The organism is Actinomadura xylanilytica, assembly GCF_030283145.1.
Taxonomy (GTDB): Bacteria; Actinomycetota; Actinomycetes; order Streptosporangiales; family Streptosporangiaceae; genus Spirillospora; species Spirillospora xylanilytica.
Window position 1 is genome coordinate 33735 of sequence record NZ_JASNWE010000002.1, and the last position, 17486, is coordinate 51220.

The 17486-nt window shown below is 74.7% G+C and carries 15 protein-coding genes; 11 read left to right on the top strand and 4 right to left on the bottom strand.

Going from position 1 to position 17486, the window contains the following annotated elements:
* Positions 1-10: 10 nt before the first annotated feature.
* From QP090_RS11225 to QP090_RS11275, 11 genes are all read left to right on the top strand, one after another.
* Positions 11-4513, top strand: a complete 4503-nt coding sequence (locus QP090_RS11225; RefSeq protein WP_285938668.1) for a HEAT repeat domain-containing protein — start codon at positions 11-13, stop codon at positions 4511-4513.
* Complete coding sequence (locus QP090_RS11230; RefSeq protein WP_285938669.1) at positions 4513-5304, top strand: ATP-grasp domain-containing protein; 792 nt, start codon at positions 4513-4515, stop codon at positions 5302-5304. The genes QP090_RS11225 and QP090_RS11230 overlap by 1 nt, the downstream gene beginning before the upstream one ends.
* Positions 5304-6176: a hypothetical protein gene (locus QP090_RS11235; protein ID WP_285938671.1), complete on the top strand. Its 873-nt coding sequence runs from the start codon at positions 5304-5306 to the stop codon at positions 6174-6176. Before QP090_RS11230 ends, QP090_RS11235 begins: the two co-directional genes overlap by 1 nt.
* 113 nt (positions 6177-6289) lie before the next feature.
* On the top strand, positions 6290-6736 hold the full coding sequence (locus QP090_RS11240) for an SRPBCC domain-containing protein (RefSeq protein WP_285938673.1): 447 nt from the start codon (positions 6290-6292) through the stop codon (positions 6734-6736).
* Entirely contained in the window at positions 6733-7104 is a 372-nt protein-coding gene (locus tag QP090_RS11245) for an ArsR/SmtB family transcription factor (RefSeq protein WP_285938674.1), read from the top strand. The genes QP090_RS11240 and QP090_RS11245 overlap by 4 nt, the downstream gene beginning before the upstream one ends.
* A gap of 13 nt (positions 7105-7117) precedes the next feature.
* A complete protein-coding gene (locus tag QP090_RS11250) occupies positions 7118-7603 on the top strand; it encodes a hypothetical protein (protein WP_285938676.1) in 486 nt (161 codons plus the stop codon).
* Between the two features lie 931 nt (positions 7604-8534).
* Positions 8535-9380 carry a helix-turn-helix domain-containing protein gene (locus tag QP090_RS11255; RefSeq protein ID WP_285938678.1) on the top strand — a complete coding sequence of 282 codons (846 nt, stop codon included), beginning with the start codon at positions 8535-8537 and terminating at the stop codon, positions 9378-9380.
* Positions 9377-9583: a DUF397 domain-containing protein gene (locus QP090_RS11260; protein WP_285938680.1), complete on the top strand. Its 207-nt coding sequence runs from the start codon at positions 9377-9379 to the stop codon at positions 9581-9583. The genes QP090_RS11255 and QP090_RS11260 overlap by 4 nt, the downstream gene beginning before the upstream one ends.
* 103 nt (positions 9584-9686) lie before the next feature.
* Positions 9687-10586 carry a nucleoside hydrolase gene (locus tag QP090_RS11265; RefSeq protein ID WP_285938682.1) on the top strand — a complete coding sequence of 300 codons (900 nt, stop codon included), beginning with the start codon at positions 9687-9689 and terminating at the stop codon, positions 10584-10586.
* Between the two features lie 75 nt (positions 10587-10661).
* Positions 10662-11138, top strand: a complete 477-nt coding sequence (locus QP090_RS11270) for a hypothetical protein (protein ID WP_285938683.1) — start codon at positions 10662-10664, stop codon at positions 11136-11138.
* A gap of 38 nt (positions 11139-11176) precedes the next feature.
* Complete coding sequence (locus QP090_RS11275; RefSeq protein WP_285938685.1) at positions 11177-12379, top strand: hypothetical protein; 1203 nt, start codon at positions 11177-11179, stop codon at positions 12377-12379.
* A gap of 3 nt (positions 12380-12382) precedes the next feature.
* On the opposite strand, the gene rlmB is transcribed toward QP090_RS11275, so the two are convergent.
* From rlmB to QP090_RS11295, 4 genes are all read right to left on the bottom strand, one after another.
* Positions 12383-13303, bottom strand: a complete 921-nt coding sequence (rlmB, locus tag QP090_RS11280; RefSeq protein ID WP_285938686.1) for a 23S rRNA (guanosine(2251)-2'-O)-methyltransferase RlmB — start codon at positions 13301-13303, stop codon at positions 12383-12385.
* Between the two features lie 150 nt (positions 13304-13453).
* Positions 13454-14851, bottom strand: a complete 1398-nt coding sequence (gene cysS / locus QP090_RS11285; RefSeq protein WP_285938687.1) for a cysteine--tRNA ligase — start codon at positions 14849-14851, stop codon at positions 13454-13456.
* Entirely contained in the window at positions 14848-16824 is a 1977-nt protein-coding gene (locus QP090_RS11290; RefSeq protein ID WP_285938688.1) for an FUSC family protein, read from the bottom strand. The genes cysS and QP090_RS11290 overlap by 4 nt, the downstream gene beginning before the upstream one ends.
* Positions 16821-17276: a potassium channel family protein gene (locus QP090_RS11295; protein ID WP_285938690.1), complete on the bottom strand. Its 456-nt coding sequence runs from the start codon at positions 17274-17276 to the stop codon at positions 16821-16823. Before QP090_RS11295 ends, QP090_RS11290 begins: the two co-directional genes overlap by 4 nt.
* Positions 17277-17486: the final 210 nt, after the last annotated feature.

The window sequence follows — 17486 nt, forward strand, 5'->3', positions numbered from 1 at the left end:
ATCTGCGGACATGACGGACATGCGGGACGCGGTTCCGAGCGGGCTCGATCCGCTGACGTGCGCGCCCGGCGTGCTGCGCGGGCTCGTCCGGCAGCCCGATCCGGCGGTGCGGCGGGCCGGGCTCGTCGGCCTCGCCGAGCGTCTCGGCGCCGAGCGGGACGAGGACCGGGCCGAGCTGCCCGGTTTCGCGGAGTGCCTGCCGGGCTTCGTCGACGCCTCGCCCGAGGCGGCGCTCGCCCTGGCCCGGCTGCATCTCCGGCTGCGCGCGCACGTCCGGGAGCCGCCGCGGTGGCGGGCCGCTGAGGGCCTGCCCGCCCGGGTGCGGGTCGCCTGGCTGAGCGCCGAGATCGCCGGACGGCCCGCGACCGTCCGGGACGAACCGGCGGGCGAGGCGCTCTGCCAGGCCGTCCACGGGCTCGGCGCGGCCGATGTGGACGATCCCGAGGCCCTCGCGCGCGAGCTGGCGGACCGGCCCGAACCGGCGCTCCACGCCGAGGCGCTGCGGATCACCCGCGAGGCCGTGCACGCCGCCCTGCTGGCCTCGTCCCGCGCCCGCGCGCTGGTGCTGCGGATCGCCACCGACTCCCCCGGTACGGGCGCGGGCGTGGCCGCGCTCCGCGAACTCGCCGAGCCCTGGGCGGCGCTGGACCCGCTGCCGGAGGGGCCGCTGAACCGCTTCCTGAACACGACGGGCGACGCGGCGGCGGCCGACGCGGCCGTCGAGGTCGCCGCCCGGCAGGGGCATCAGCGCCTGCTCCGCGATGTGGCCGCGGGCGCCGGTCGGGCGCCGGCGCTGCGGCGGCGCGCTCTGGAGCTGCTCGGGGACCTCGCGGGACGCGACGACATCGGCGATCTGATCGCGATCGCCGCCGGGGACCCCCTCCTGCTCGCCGGGCCCGCCGCCCGCTGCCTGCGCCGGCTGCACCGGCGCGGGCACTTCCCGGTGGACGGGGACGTCCCGGCGATCGTGCGGCTGGCCCTCGCCGACCACACGGTCCGTCCGGACGAGGTCGCCACCGTCCTGTTCACCTGCCGAAGGGCGGCGCTCGCGGAGCTGACGGCGGCGGCGGTCGGCGATCCGAGCTGGCCAAGGCGGCTCGACCTGCTGGTCGCGCTGGCCGCGCAGGGCGCCGCCGACCTCCCGGCCGGGGACGCGGTCACCGGCCTGCTGCGCACCGCCGCCGATCCGGCGCCGTTCCTGCGGGCGATCCGCGCGCTGCGCCATACGGCCGCCGAAGAGCAGGTCATCGAGGCGCTGCCGCGTTCGCCTGCGGCGGCCCTGGACGCCCTGGAGGCCGTGGGCGGGGCCCGCACGGTCGCGGCGCTGCGCGAGGGGCTGGGCCTGGACGGGCCATCCGGCGTCGTCCCCCATCTGCGGCCGTTCCGGCATCGGGCGCTGGAGCTGGTGTGGCACCTCACGGGCGACGCCGACGCGCGGCGCTCGCTCCTGGTCCGGCTCCACCCGCGCGCCCTGCCCCGCCGGATCGCCGCCGACCTCGGCGGCCCGGACGAAGCGGAGCTCTCGCTGCTCCGCGCCGCGCTCGACCCCGCCGACCCGGCCGCGGCGCTCCGCACGCTCGCGCGCCACGGCGGTCCCGGGACGGTGCCGGCGATCGCCGACCTGCTGCTGCGCGTCGTGTCCGACCTCGCGGCCGCCTCGGCGCCGAGCGCACCGAGCCGGCCCGGTGGCGAGTCCGCCGAACCCGCCGTCCCGGACGAGGTCGTGAGCGCCGTCCGCGACCTGGGCGGACGGCTGCACGAGCGCGGCAAGATCCGGCCCCGCTGCCTGCTGGACGCCGCGGGGGCGCGGGAGGCCGGTGACGCCCTCGTCGCGGACCTCGTCCTGGACCTGCTGGACCGTCCCGGCCTCACCGCGGCCGAGACGGCGATCCTGCTCGGCGTCCTGTCCCGGACCGCGTCCCGCGGGGTGCGGGCGCGGGTGCACCCGCTGCTGCGGCATCGCGACCGGCACGTCCGCAAGCACGTGATCGCGCTGCTCGCCCGTGACACGGACGGCGCGGACGCGCAGGCACTGTCGGCGAGCCTGGTCCCGCTCACCGCCGCCCCCGACGCGCAGACCGCGCGCCAGGCGCTGCTCGCGCTCGGGCACGCCCGCGCGCGCTGGGCGGCGGCGGCCGTCGCGGCGTGCCTGGACCATCCCAACATGAACGTCAAGAAGACCGCGGCGGCGGCGCTGGCGCGCGCGGGCGGGCCGGTGGCGGTGCCGAGGCTGCTGTTCTGGCTCGGCGCGCACGACAACCCGGGCCTACGCGCGGCGCTCGTCGAGGCGCTGCGGGCGATCCTCGGCGACGCGTACGCGGCCACGATCGTCGCGGCGGCCGAACGCGCCGCCGACGACCGCGCCCGCACGCTGCTGCTGCGAGGTCTGGACGGGGTGGTGTCGGCGCGCGCGGTCGGGGCCCTGGCCGATCAGGGATCACCGGCCGGGACCGCCCTGCTCGCGCTCGTCCCCGACGGGTGGGTCCGCCTCGGCTCGGGCACGGTCACCGACCTCGCCGACCGGTTCGCGGCCCACGGCATCGTCCCGCCGCCCGCCGCCGCTCCGGAGCCGGACGCCGACCTCGCACTGCTGGCCGCGCGGGGCTGGAACGCCGACGCCGCGTGGCGTCTCGCCGAACGCTTCGGCACGTCCGGCACGTCCGGCACGTCCGATGAGCTCGCCGGTCTTGATCGGCTGCGGGGGTCGCTGGCGCGCTGGCTGGAGCTGGCCGACGCGCGACCGGCCGGGCGCGACCCGCTCCTGCGCTTCACGTTGCGGCTGTGTCCGGCGCCCTGGTCGGACGGCGAGCTGGAGACGTTCGCCCGGTCCGGACGGCTGCTGGCCGCCGCGCTTCCCGGGGTCGGCGCTCCTCTCCTGCCCTTGCTGGAGAAGGTCGCCCCCCTGCTGCCCGCGTCCGAGGCGCTTGAGACCGCCGAGCGGGTCCGCGCCCTGCCGCCGGGCATCGCGGGAGGCCGGTCCTCGCTCGCGCTGCTGCGCCGCTGCCGGGCGGTGCTGACCCGCGCCGACCTCGACCGCGCCCTCGCCGCGGCCCGCGCGAGCGCGGAACCCGTACGGGACGTGCTGCACGAGGCGTTCGAGGCGACGGACTCCGCTCCCCCCGGCGAAGAGGCGCGCGCGTGGCGGACGTCCCTCGAAGCAGCCGCCCGCGGCCTCGCCGATCTCGCACGGTTCCGGGCGGCGGACGACGCGCCCTCCGCGCCCGGTTCACGCGACCGGCTCAACGCGCTGATCGACGTCTTCCCCGCCGCCGCCCAGGACGTCGGCGCCGCGCTCCTCGACTGGATGACCGACCTCCAGCCCGTCGACGCGCCGCCCTGGACCCTCACCGAGAACGCCCGCCCCGCCCCCCGCCCGCGCGCCCCGCGCCCCGGCGATCTCGACCAGCCGCGCTCGACGGCGCAGCGCGAACGCCTCCTGGCGATGCTGGACGACCCCGTCCAGGGCCGCCGCGACGCCGCCGCCCAGGCCCTGCTCGGCTGGCCCGAACCGGAGATCCGCCACGCGCTCCTCCGCGCCTACCTGCACGGCCGCGTCGATCTCTCCGTCACCGCTCCACTCGCGTCCGCCCTGACGGGCCTGGACGATGCGGCCGACCCCGAACGGTTCGCCGCCGTGACGGCCCATCTCGCCCCTCCATGCCTGACGCCCTTCATCCCCGGGCTGCTGCGCTGGTGGGAGCACGGCACACCCGGGACCCGCGCGGCGGCGCGGCAGGTACTGCGCCGCGCCGCGCCCGACCTCGTGGCGGAAGCCCTGTCCGAGCGCGTCGAAGCCGGAGCGTGGGGCCTGCTCGACCTCGTCGCCAACGTCTCGCTGCTCCGCACCCCCGCGCTGACGCGGACGCGCCGGCGCCTGCGCGCCGAGGGGCGCGGCGATCTCGCCGACAGGATCCACCTGGTGGACGGCCCGCTCCGCCACCCCGACGCCGGACGGCGCGACTCCGCCGCCCTCACCGCGCTCCGCACCCGCGTGCACGCCCCGCAGGCCCGCACGCCGTCCCGCGCCGAACTGCTCCGGCTCGCCCGCACGGGCGGAACGGAGCAGATCCGCCGGGCCCTGTCGCTGCTGGCCGAGCCGTTCACCGACGCCCCCGCGCCGGGACGGCCCCCGGCCCGCGACTTCGAGCTCGAGGAGCTGCTCGCCGAGTCGCTCGGCCACCCCGAGGCCCGGGTCCGGCTGCACGCGCACCGGCTCTCCCGCAAGGTGCTGGCGCGGCCCGCCTACCTGGAGCAGACGGCGCGGCTGCTGGACGACCGGCAGCCCGACATCGCCCGCGCGGCGATCAGGACCCTGGCGCACGCGGGATGGGCGCCCGCGATCCCCGCCCTGGTGGGGCTGCTCGCCCACCCCCGTCCCACCGTCCGCAGGACCGCGGCCGACGGGCTCGCGCGGATCGGGGCGCCGGCCGTCCCCGCCCTGACGCACGCCGCCGGACGCGCCCGCCCCGACCGGCGGCGCGTCTACACCGCCGTCCTGGAGAAGATCACCTGATGGTGGACGGGACGATCCTGGTGTTCGGGCACCGGCCGAGCGGCTCCAGCCGGGCGCTGCTGAAGGCCGCCGCGGACCGCGGGATCGGCGCCGTCCAGCTCACCGGCCCGGAGCCGCCCGCCGACCTGATCGGCTGCGGCGCGCACCTGTACTCGGGACTGCTGCTCGCCGACGCCCTGGCGTCCGCGCTCGGCATCACCCTGCTGGAGGCCGCCCCCGGCTGGCTGGCGGACCTGCCCGAGCCCCTGCGCGGGCGCGACATCGTCCTCGTCCCGATCGCGGAGGCGTACGGCCTGCACCGTCCGGTGTTCGTGAAGTCCCCCAACGACAAGCGCGTCCGGGCGGGCCTCTACGCCGACGGCGCCCACCTGCCGGGTCCGGACGCCGTCGATCCGGAGACCCTGGTCCTGGTGGCCGACCCCGTCTCGTTCGCCGCCGAGTTCCGGCTGCACGTCCTGGACGGAGCGGTGCACGCCGGCAGCCAGTACGCGTCCAACGGGAGCCTCGCCCTCGCGCCGCTCGACGGCCATCCGCACCACGGCGCGGTCCTCGGCTTCGCCCGCGAGGTGCTGGCCGCCTGCGCCGCCACGCTGCCGAGCGCGATCGTCGTCGACGTCGGCCTCACCGTGGACGCGCAGGGCACCGAACGGTGGGCCGTGGTCGAGGCGAACGGCGCGTGGGGCAGCGGCTGCTACGCGGCGGACCCCCAGCGTGCCCTGGACGTCGTGCTCCGCGCCTCCGGCACGGCCGAGACGCTCAGCCGGCACGACCTGCGGTTCGCGAGGACCTGATGGAGACGACGCTCCCCCTGGCCCTGCACGCCCACCTCCCCAGCTGGCATCACTGGCGCCGGGTGCTCACCACCACCGTCGACGCCACCGGCCGTGCACACTGGCTGCTGGGCGAACGACCGCGAACGCCCGAGCCGTACAGCGCGCTGCTGGTCACCGTGGCCGACGGCTCCGTCCACGAAACCGAGCTGCACGGCTTAGCGGCCCGTTCCCCCGTCCTGGACGCGCTGCCAGAAGGCGGGTTCGTCATCGCCGACAAGAACTTCCCGGTCGGCTGGGACGCGCGAGACGCGTCCGGGCGCGACGTCCAAGCCCAGATCTTCACCCCCCGGGGCCGTCCGACCCACCGCTTCTCCCTGGGCGGGGAACTGGGGTGCCTGCACACCGACCAGAACGGCGCCATCTGGGTCGGCTACTCCGACGACACCGCGTACGCCTACACCTCCGCGGGCGCCGCCGGCCTGGCCCGCTGGGACATCGGCGGCACCCGCCAGTGGACGCACGCCGCAAAGCCCGCCGATCCGAGCCGGGAGAACGACCGGTCCTACTGCGACGTCCTGAACGTGGATCAAGACTCCACCTGGGCTTTCTCCGCGGACCTCGGCCTGCTGGGAATCCACGCCGACGCAGTGACCGAACGCCACATCTCGGCCGGGATCCGCGCTCTGGCGGTACACGACGAAACCCTCGCCCACTGCGACGGCACCGGCCGGCTGACGTTGTGCACCCTGACCCGCGACCGCGCCGAACCCGTCGGAGCGTACGGCCTCACCCGCCCGGACGGCTCGCCCCTGGGGAGCGACCGAGCCGTCGGCCACGGCCCGAACTTGTACGTCCACGACGGTGTCGCCTGGTACGTCCTCGAGCTCTGAGCCGGCACGGGCCGCCAGAGGCACTGGATTGCGCAACCCACGAGTTGCACTCAACAGGGGTCACATGCAACTCTGTGGTTGCACATTCTGACGACGATCAATGGAGTCCACTCATGAGCAACGACCGGATCGAACGCGAAACCTTGATCGAGGCTCCCCTGGAGCGGGTCTGGACGCTGGTGGCCCAGCCCGGCTTCTGGGCGGCCGACACGGCGAACCTGCCCGGCACGGTGGCCGAGGAAGGCGCGTCGATGGTGGCGAAGAGCGCCGAGTACGGCGACTTCCCGGTACGCGTGGAGAAGGTCGAGCCGCAGACGTACCTGGCGTACCGCTGGGCCAGCGCGTTCCCCGGAGAGGAGCTCCGCGCGGACAACAGCACCCTCGTGGAGTTCACGCTGATCCCGGAGGGCGACGCGACGCGGCTCCGCGTCGTGGAGAGCGGCTTCGCGACCCTGCCCGGCTCCGAGGACCTGCGCGGCCAGGCGGTGAAGGACAACACGGGCGGCTGGGGCCTGGCGCTCGACGCGCTCAAGAACCGCGCCCTACAGCCGTCCACGTGACCGACGGCCACCACGCCGCCGCCGCCGGGACGGCCGACGGCGTTCTCGCCGCGCTGGCCGACCCGACGCGGCGCAAGGTGCTCGATCTGCTCGCCGAACAGGGCGAGGCCACCGCCACGACGCTCGCCGAACGGCTCCCCGTCTCGCGGCAGGCGGTCGTCAAGCACCTCGCGGTACTGGACGCCGCCGGCCTGGTTTCCGGCAACCGGGTCGGCCGCGAGGCGCGGTACACCGTGCGGCCCGCGGCACTGGACGCGACGGCGCGGTGGATGGCCACGGTCGCGGCCGACTGGGACCGGCGGCTGGCCGACATCAAGCGCGCCGCCGAGACGGCCGAACGGGATGCGCGTTCGCAACGACCCGACTGAAAGGAAGCACGTCATGGACACGACGGCACTTCGCAGCGTCTATGAGAAGCTGCTCGACGTGGCGGCCACCCCCGACCTCGGCGACGCCGCCGACGGAGGATGGAACGCCGATCAGGTCCTGGCCCATCTCCTCAGCGTCGACGCCGCGATCGCGGCCGTCGCTCTAGGCGTCGTCGCGGGCTCGCGCCCCACCTTCGACAACCGGATCTCCCAGAACACCTGGAATCTCGACCGGATCATCGCCGAGCACGCGGGCACGGCCGAGCTGATCGACCACGTCCGGAGCCAGGCCGCCGTCCTCTGCGACATCGCCGATCAGCTCAGCAGGGAGGCCGCCTCGGTCCTGGTGCCGACGATCCTGCTGTCCAACGACGCGCTCGTGATGGACCGGCCGGTTCCGCTGGCCGTCCTCATCGACGGCCTCGCCGAGTCCCACGTGCCGGACCACACCCAGCAGCTCCTCGACCTCCGCGCCCCCCTCCAAGGCCACACCGACTGACCGCCCCCTCATCACCCGCCGGTCCGGCCAGCGTCCCCAACCACCAGACAGCCGAGCAACCGCCGGAACCACCCGCCCCGAGACTGCCGCACATGCCTTCCAGTCGACTTCGTGGACGCTGCGTTCCGGGCCGGTCGCGGGGATGGCCTCAACCGGACGTCCGCGCCAGCAGGAACGAACCCGAGCGGGCGGGCGCCGACCTCCTCCAGGATGCGGCCGAGTGCCGCCGGAGTCGGCGCCTCCATCAGACGATCATCCCCGGACCGGTCCCGCACAACCGCCCACCACTGCCCGCTGACGTTCCCCCGCCATACCAACGCTCCTGGGAACCGCCGTCGCAATTCGGCCGCGACCCGGTCCGGCCGGATCTCGGCGGCCATGGCGGTCACCGTCCTGACTCCGCCGTGCCGGACCGCTTGCCCAGGTATCCGAGGATGAACACGGCCGCGTTGATGATCTCGTCCGCAGGCGCGATCGGCTCCCGCCACGACGTGAAGAACCACCACCGCCCATCGTCACTCGACCGAGGCGCACACATGATCACGTCCCCAGCCATCCGTCCCCTCCCGCAACACCCCGCCGCCTGAGGATCGACCACCCGAAGCCCAGCCTCGATCAACTCCACCTCGAACCGCCGCGCACCCAAATGCGCGCCCAGAGCCGCAAGCCGGGCGTCCCGAGTCCTACGATCTGCCATGGGTCCGACCTCCGTTGTCGGATCAAGGCCCGGAACCGCCGGTGTTACAGCACCGGCCCGGGGCCGCCCTATCTCTGTGCGACGAGGCGACTCCCTCACACCGAGTCGCATCACCGGAATGCCGTGACCAGCATCACAGCCTCAACTACAGTCGGCCATGAACCGGTGACACCCCCGCATCCCTCTGCTTCAGTCGACCGTCAACCGCGAGGCATGGGGCATCACCCACTCGCCATGGTTGAGATGGAAGGCCGTTCGATGCCCAGACGCAGGGACGTGAAGCCCGATTCCCTTCGGAGCCACTTCGGAGCCAAGCTCCGCCGTCGCAGGGAGGCTCTCGACTTCACCCTTGAACGCCTCGGTGACGAGATGGGCTACACGCCCCAGTGGATTCACAAGATGGAGACCACGGACAAGGCCGTCCCACAGAAGTTCGCTGAGGACGCCGCGACCTATTTCGATGACCCCGAGTTCGTCGAGATCCGTGACGTGATCCAACGCGCCGGACGCCGCGCGTACCTGCCGCCCGGCTTCCCCCAGTTCATCGAACTGGAGGACGAAGCGACGTCCGTCAGGGCCTACGTCGTGCAGGTCATACCTGGACTCCTCCAAGCGGAGAGCTACGCCCGTGCCGTGATGAGCGCCGGGCAGACGCCGGAGGCGCTGGACGAGATCGTCGCGGCACGCATGGAGCGGAAACCCATCCTCACCAGGGTTCCGCTCACCCAGTTCCAGTTCGTGATCAACGAAGCCGCACTCCGCGTCCCCGTCGGGGGTGACGAGGTGATGCGTGAGCAGATCCAACGCCTGATCGACATGGCCGGACTGCCGAACGTTCAGATCCGGGTGCTTCCCTTCTCCTCGGTCACGTACGCGGCGCTGGACGGCCTGTTCACCATCCTCGGGTTCCAGGACGGGGCAGAGTCGGTCTACATTGAAGGACCTGAGCTGGCTCAGGTGATCGAGGATCCCGAAGTGATCGCGAGGTGCGTTGTACGGTTCGGGATCATCATGGGCGAAGCACTCCCGAGGGCCGCTTCACTCGATCTACTCGGGCAGTATCTGAAGGAGCACACGTGATCAAGCCGGATCTCTCCACCGCGCACTGGCGCAAAAGCAGCCGCAGCGGTCAAGGCGGGCAGGACTGCGTAGAGGTCGCCGATCTCTCCTCCATCGTCGCGGTGCGCGACTCCAAGAACCCCGACGGTCCCAAGCTCGCGCTCGGCCGGGCGGCGTTCACGTCGCTCATCGCGACCATTCGCACCGGCGCACACGACCTCTGAACTCCCGGCACCGAAGTCCCCCGGTCCTCGCTCGGCTCGTCGGCGGGTCCGGGGGACGGGCGGTTGTGCGACTCGCGTGTATCCGACCGGATATGTTCGCTCGGTGAGCGCTGACACCCGGACCGTCTCCGTCGTTTTCGACATGGAGACCCGCGACCCCGATGACGCACTGACCTTGTGCCTGCTCGCCACCCACCCCCAGGTCCGGCTCGCGGCCGTTACCGTGAACCCCGGCACCGGCGCCCAGCTCGCCGTCGTACGCGAGGTGCTGCACCGGCTCGGCGTGAGTGTCCCGGTCGGTGCCCGCCACGTCCGCAGCCCCGCCGATGCGGTCTCGGCCTTCCATGACGAGTGGCTCGGCCGGCTCCCGCCCGCCGGTTCCGACGGCGTCGCCCACGAGATCCTCGCCGCCGCCCTCACCGCCGACCCCGACACCGTCCTTCTCACCGGTGCGCCGCTGCACAACCTGCGCCATCTCCTGCGCCACCATCCCGGCCTGACGATCTCCCGCTGGGTCGCCCAGGGCGGTTTCGCCGGTGACAACCTCGTCCCGCCCGAGGGCCGCCTGCCGAAGTTCGCCGGCCGCACCGAGTGCGAGTCCTTCAACTTCGGCGGGGACAAGAAGGCCGCCCTCGCCGCGCTGGCCTCCGAACGCGTCGCCCACCGCGATCTCGTCTCCAAGAACGTCACCCACGGCATCGTCTGGGACGCCGCCCTTCAGGCCCGCCTCCTCGCCGCCCCCGGCCTGTCCCCCGGCACCGTTCTCGCCCGCGAGGGCATGGCGCTCTACCTCTCTCACCGTCCTGAGGGCAAGCTCCTGCATGACCCCCTCGCCGCCTGCGCGGTCCTGGACCGCGACGCCTTCACCTGGGCGCCGGTCGAGGTCACCTACGGTCGCGGCCAATGGGGTGCCCGGCCCGCCGCAGGCAGTGGCACGTTCATCTCGATCGCGGTCGACTGGCCGCGCGCGGCGGACGTGCTGTTCGGCACGGGCAGTAGCTGATCGAGCCGCTTCGGCGACACCACTCCGTCCGGCCCGCTGCTGCATGTGTGTTGCAACAGCGCTAGCGTTGCGGACATGCAGGGGGATTCGGCCACCGCGCGGCGCGTCGTCGTGGAGATCTATGTGCTGCGCGCCGTGGCGGACGGGCGGCTGGCGTACCGGCGGCTGACGGGGGCGCTCGGCAGGGCCGAGGATCCCGACTCCGCGGCGCGGCGGCTGGCGGGCGTCGGGGAGACGGTTCCGCTGGTGCACTCGACGAGCTGGCGGTGCGCGGCGGACGGCGGGGTGGTGCTGACGTACGCGGTGGCGCCCGACCCTGAGCCGGCGCGGCCCGCGACGCCGCTCGGGCCGTCCGCCCAGGTCGCGCGGGGGGAGCGGGCCGACCGTCCGGCGCCGGACGCGGTCGGGCCCGACCAGGTCGCCGCGCACGCCGCCAGGCACCTGGCGTTCCTGGCCGAGCACGACGACGTGGCGCGGGCGGCGCTGACCGGCGACCCGCTCCTCGCCGAGGCGGTGGCGCGGCACGCGCCGGGGATGGCCGGACGCCTCTGAGGGGTGGCCGGACGGCGCTCCGGATGATGTCGTGGGGTATGCCGCGGCAGCTGATGGTGATCATGGGGTCCGGCGAGACGAGCCCGACCATGGTGAGCGTGCACAAGGACGTCGCCCGGCGGGCGGGTCCGGCGCGGGCCGTCCTGCTCGACACCCCGTACGGCTTCCAGGAGAACGCCGCCGACATCTCGGCGCGGGCGTGCGACTACTTCGCGCGGAGCGTGGGCCTGCGGGTCCGGGTCGCGCCGGACCTGGACGGGGACCGGGGGGCGGCGGTGCTGCGGCGGGCCGAGTGGATCTTCTCGGGGCCGGGCAGCCCCACGTACGCGCTGGACCGCTGGCGGGGAACGGCACGGACCGCGCTGCACGATCACGCGCGGGCCGGGAGCGCGGCACTGGTGTTCGCCTCGGCCGCGGCCTGCACGCTCGGCCGGTTCTGCGTGCCGGTGTACGAGATCTACAAGGTGGGCGCGGCACCGCGCTGGGCCCCCGGCCTGGACCTGATGAGCGTGTACGGGCTGGACGTGGCGGTGATCCCGCACTACGACAACGCCGAGGGCGGCACCCACGACACGCGCTACTCCTACCTGGGCGAGCGCCGCCTGGCGGCGATGGAGCGGGAGCTGCCGGACGGCGTGGCGGTGCTCGGGATCGACGAGCACACCGCGATCGTCATCGACGGTGGCCGGGTGGAGATCCGGGGACGCGGGACGGTGACCGTGCGGCGGCGGGGCGAGAGCATCGTCCTGCCCACGGGCGACACCCTGGGCCTGGACGAGTTGCGCGCGCTGGCGAAGGGCGGCGCCGCCGCGCGGCCCCGGCCGCGTCCGGCGAGCCCGGCGGCCGAGGAGGTGAGCCTCCGCGATCTCGTCCTGGACGCCCGGCACCGCTTCGACGAGGCGGCCGGGCCGGACGAGGCGGCGGCGCGGGCCGAGGCCGTCCTTCGGATCGAGGCGGCGGTGACCGAGTGGGCGGCCGACACCGAGGAGGACGAGGGCACCGAGTGGGCCCGCACGATCATGCGCGGCCTGATCGTGCGGCTCGGTACGGCCGCGGACCGGCCCGGCAGGCTGGCCGGGGCCGTCCCGGCGCTGATCGAGGTGCGGGACGAGCTGCGCCGCGCGGGCCTCTACCCGCTGGCCGACCGGCTGCGGACGGCCCTCGCCGAGGGCGGGGTGGAACTGCGGGACACCCCCGGCGGGACCGTCTGGGACACCGGCGGGTCAACGCCGGGCGGGTAGGCGTCAGCCGCGCAGGCGGGCGACCTCGTACAGCGAGATGCCGGCGGCGACGCCGGCGTTGAGGGACTCGGCGGCGCCCGGCATCGGGATGGTGACCAGCAGGTCGCAGGTGTCGGCGACCAGCCGGCCCAGGCCCTTGCCCTCGGACCCGACGACCAGCACGAACGGCCCCGCGGCGACCTCGATGTCGGCGACCGCGACGCCGCCGCCCGAGTCGAGCCCGGCCACGAAGCATCCGGCCTTCTGGTACGCCTTGAGCTGCCGGGCGAGGTTGGTGGCCTGCGCGACCGGCACGGTGGCCAGGGTTCCGGCCGAGCTCTTCCACGCGCCCGCGGTCACCCCGGCGGCGCGCCGCTCGGGCACGACCACCCCGGTGGCGCCGAACGCGGCGGCCGATCGGACGATCGCGCCGAGGTTGCGCGGGTCGGTGATCCCGTCGACCGCGACGATCAGCGGGGCCCTGCCCTTGACCAGGTCGTCGGGGTGGGCGTAGCGGTACGGCCGGACCTGGAGCGCGATGCCCTGGTGGACGCTGCCGTCGGTGAGCCGGTCGAGCTCGCTCTTGCCGGTCTCCATCAGCGGGATCCTGCGGTCGGCGGCGAGCTGGATCGACTCGCGGACCCGCTCGTCGCCGCTGGTCATCACGTACAGCGCGGTGCCGGGGACGCCGGCGCGCAGCGCCTCGACCACCGCGTTGCGGCCGGTGATCAGCTCCGGGGCCTCGCCGTTGGCGCGGCGGGCTCCGGCGGGACGGCCGGTCGCGCCGGGACGGGCGGCGCCCGCGCCCTCCGGCCGCGCGCCCGGACCGACGGTCGGGGTGCCGGTCCGGCGGGAGTTCTTCACCGCGCGGGCCTTCTGCCGCTTGCCGTGCCAGTGCCGGTCCTCGGCCTTGGGCGTCGGCCCCTTGCCCTTGTTCTTGGCCATGATCGGTATTGCCCCTCGCGACGTTTGCGGCTCGCTCGCCCGCATGGCTGCCGGGGCGGCTCGGCTCGACCCGGGCGGCACCTCGGCGAACGCCCCGGAACACTTGATTTTATGCGCCTCCCGGACCGGAACGCGCCCGCCGGCCGCCGGTCAGGGGCGCTTGAGCTCCCAGCGCGGACCGTTCGGGGTGTCCTCCACGACGATCCCGGCCTCGGTGAGCCGGTCGCGGATCGCGTCGGCGGCGTCGTAGTCCTTGCGGGCCCGGGCCGCCTGCCGCTGCTCCAGCGCCACCCCGAGCAGGGCGTCGACCACCGGGCTCAGGTCGTCGCCGCCGGAACCGGCCCACTGCGCGGCGAACGGGTCGAGCCCGAGCACGTCGGTCATCGCCCGCACCGCGGCCAGGTGCTCGCGCACGGCGGCCTCGTCGCCGGTGGCCAGCGCGCTGTTGCCCGCGCGGACGGTCTCGTGCACGATCGCGAGCGCGTGCGGCACCCCGAGATCGTCGTCGAGCGCGGACCCGAACGCGGCGGGCGGCTCGGCGGCGGGCTCGCCGGCGCCGACGAGCTCGGCCGCCCGGTGCGCGAACCCCTCGATGCGCTGGTAGGCCGACACGGCCTCGGCCAGCGCGTCATCGGTGTAGTCCATCAGCGACCGGTAGTGCGCCGAGGCCAGGTAGTAGCGGATCTCGGCGGGACGGGCCCTGCCGAGCAGGTCGGGCAGCAGCACCACGTTGCCGACGGATTTGCTCATCTTCTCGCCGTCGACCGTGAGCAGCCCGTTGTGCAGCCAGTAGCGGGCGAACCCGTCACCGGCGGCGCGCGACTGGGCGATCTCGTTCTCGTGGTGCGGGAAGATCAGGTCGACGCCGCCGCCGTGGATGTCGAACACCGGCCCGAGGTACCGGGTCGCCATCGCCGAGCACTCCAGGTGCCAGCCGGGCCGGCCGTCGCCCCACGGCGTCTCCCAGTACGGCTCGCCCGGTTTGGCGCCCTTCCACAGCGCGAAGTCGCGCGGGTCGCGCTTGCAGTCCTCGTTGGGGGTGTCCTGCTCGGAGCGCATGTTGTCGAGCTTCTGGTTGGACAGCGAGCCGTAGTGCTCGGCCCAGGACCGCACGTCGAAGTAGACGTCGCCGCCGGACGCGTAGGCGTGCCCCTTCTCGATCAGCCGCCGGATCAGCACGATCATCTCGGGCACGTGCCCGGTGGCGCGCGGCTCGATCGTGGGCGGCAGGCAGCCGAGCAGGTCGTAGCCCTGGGTGAAGACCCGCTGGTTGCTCTCGGCCACCGCGAACCACGGGACGCCCCCGGCCGCCGCCACCGCGATGATCTTGTCGTCGACGTCGGTGATGTTGCGCGCGAACGTGACCTCGTAGCCGCTGCGCCGCAGCCAGCGCAGCAGCACGTCGTAGATGACGCCCGAGCGGAGGTGCCCGATGTGCGGCGCGGCCTGCGGCGTGGCCCCGCACACGTACATCCCCACGCGGCCCTCTTCAAGGGGCTCGAACGTACGGACGGCGCGGGTGCTGGTGTCGTAAAAGCGCAGGCTCACCGGCCCAGGCTATTGGATCGCCGTGCACCCGCGCGGCTCTCCGGCCCCATCAGGACACCGATCGCGCTGCGGAGCCGGCCGACCTCGAATTCGAGCGCCCCATCCCCGCCCGGCCGCACGGTCCCGTCCGTCTGGGGCGGCCCCGCGCCGTCCCCGCCCGGCCGCACGGTGCCACGCCCCGCGCCGTCGCCGGCCTGCCGCACGGTGGCGGGCGGACGCGCGCTGAGGCCGTCGGCCAGGTCGTCGGCCTCGCGGCCCAGCCACCGCAGCGACGCGTCCGGCCGCACGGTCCCGGTGACCAGTTCGGAGAGGCGGCCGGTCGCGCTCCCGATCGTCCAGACGAGCGGCATGGACGAGGCGGCGCCGGGTTCGGCCGTCCGGTCGGCGGCGGCGTCGCGGAGCGCCATCGCCCGCACCGCGAGATCGGCGCGCCAGGCGCGCGGGTCCGGGGACCGCGCCGCCTCGGCGAGGCCGCGCAGCGACCGGACGGCCGCGCGGGTCCAGGGGTCCTCGCGCCGTCCGGGCCAGGTGAGCGCGATGATCACGGCGATCACGCAGCCGCCGAGGAGGTTGTCGACCAGCCGGTCGCCGAAGAACGTCCGGGACTCGCCCATCGCCGCGTACAGCAGCCCCACCGCGGTGGCCACGAACAGCGTCGTCCAGCCGTAGTTCACCACGCCGAGCAGCAGCGCGGGCAGCAGCAGCACCAGGCCCAGCACGCCCTGCACCCCTTGCAGGTCGGCCGTCCACGGGACCAGCACCCCGGCCAGGGCGACTCCGGCGAACGTCCCGGCCAGCCGGTGCCCGAGCCGGCCGCGGACCCGGCCGGGCGGCGTCTGGAGGATCATCACGGCGGCGAAGACGATCCAGTAGATCTGCCCGAGCCGCAGCAGCCCTCCGGCCAGCCCCGCCAGGAAGCAGGCCGCGCCCAGCACGACCGCCCGCCGCGCGACCGGATCGGCGAGGGTCAGCCCGCCGCGGAGCCGTTCCCGGCGGGACGGCAGGATCAGGCTCTGGTCCCGGGGCAGCTCCGCCCCCTGCCGATGCCGCACCACCTCGGCGGCGGCCAGCACGTCGTTGAGATCCCGCACCAGGGCGACGTGCGCCGGTCCGGCCCGCACCGGCGTCGCCAGCCGGCCGGGCAGCGGCCGGTCATCCGCGGGCCCCAGCCCGGACGCCAGGGCCGCGGCCTGCCGTGCGGCCTCGCCCAGGGCGGGCCGCTCGTCCGGACCCGCCGACCGGGCGGTCCGTCCGGCCTCCGACAGCGCCCTGGGCACCGACACCGCCAGCAGCAGCGCGGCCCGGCTCGCCTCGCCGTCGTCGTAGGGCAGCGCGGACGCCTTGACGCGCGACGCGAACGTCTGGAACTGGGCCAGTGCCGCCTCCACCTGCCCGTCGATCTCGGGCTCTCCCCGCGCCGCGTCCGCGAGCGCGCCGGCCAGGGTGCCCAGCGCCCGCGCCGCGCCGAGCGCCAGCGGCCTCCGCGGGTCCGGCGGCGCGATCGACGCGGTGGCCAGCAGGAGGACGGGAAGGGACAGCGCGATCGAGGCGCCCCGCGCCCAGGGCGACCCGCCGTCCAGCGGATGCGCCGCCGAATAGGCGTAGGCGGTCAGCAGCGGCAGTTGCAGCGTCGCGGCCTGACTTCCGAGCCGCGGGGCGAACCCCAGCACCAGCCCGCAGATCCCGAGCCCGGCGGCCAGCGGCCAGGTGGTGCCCGCCACCGCCGCGCCGGCCACGCTGAGCGCCGCCGCCAGCAGCGTCCCGGCCGTGATGATCCGCATCCGGGTGCCGAGCGGACCGGCCGGCTGGTAGAGCGCCAGGAAGATCGCCGGCAGCGCGGCGTAGCCCGCCGTGGCGCCGAGGCCGAGCAGCGCCAGCAGCGCCTGCGAGGTGATCAGCGCCACCAGCAGCCGCGCCCACGTCCGCACGATCGCCGGCGCGTACGGGCGGATCCGCTGCCGGACCGGCGTCACCGCTGCCCCCCTGAGTCACCGGGGCGGCGGAACGCGCCGACGATGATCGAGATGGCCGAGGTGACGATGACCAGGTCGAAGACGATCTGCACCATGGTGACCGCCCGCGCGATCTGCCCCCGCGCGGTGATGTCGCCGTAGCCGACCGTGCCCAGCGTGGTCACCGAGAAGTACAGGGCGTCCAGGCGCGTCCGGATCCCGTTGAACTCCTCGTCCAGCAAGTAGTACGCGGCGGCGAAGAACGCCACGACGACGGTCACCAGGGTGAGGAGCAGCGCGACCTGCTCGGCCATGGACCGGTCCCGCTCAACGGCCCGGCGAACCTGCCGGGTGACCAGCAGAAGCATGATCACGAGCCCGAGGGCGAGCAGTGCCAGCCGGAGGACCGCGCGCTCGTCCGAGATCTCGCCCGCTCGCAGCGGGACGACGAAGTAGATCCCGACGACCACCACGACCGAGCCCGCGGCGCGGAGCCACGCCAGCGCCCGCCCGTGCCCGCGAGCCGTATGTCCCCGTGCCGTATGTCCCCGTGCCGTGCGTTTCCGTGCCGTGCGTTTCCGCACTGGTGCCCGCGGCCGTCCGGCCCGGCCGCCGTCCCCCTGGTGCCCCGTGTCGTCCCCCGCCACCTCCGGATCATCCCCGGAAGCGGACGAACTCACTCT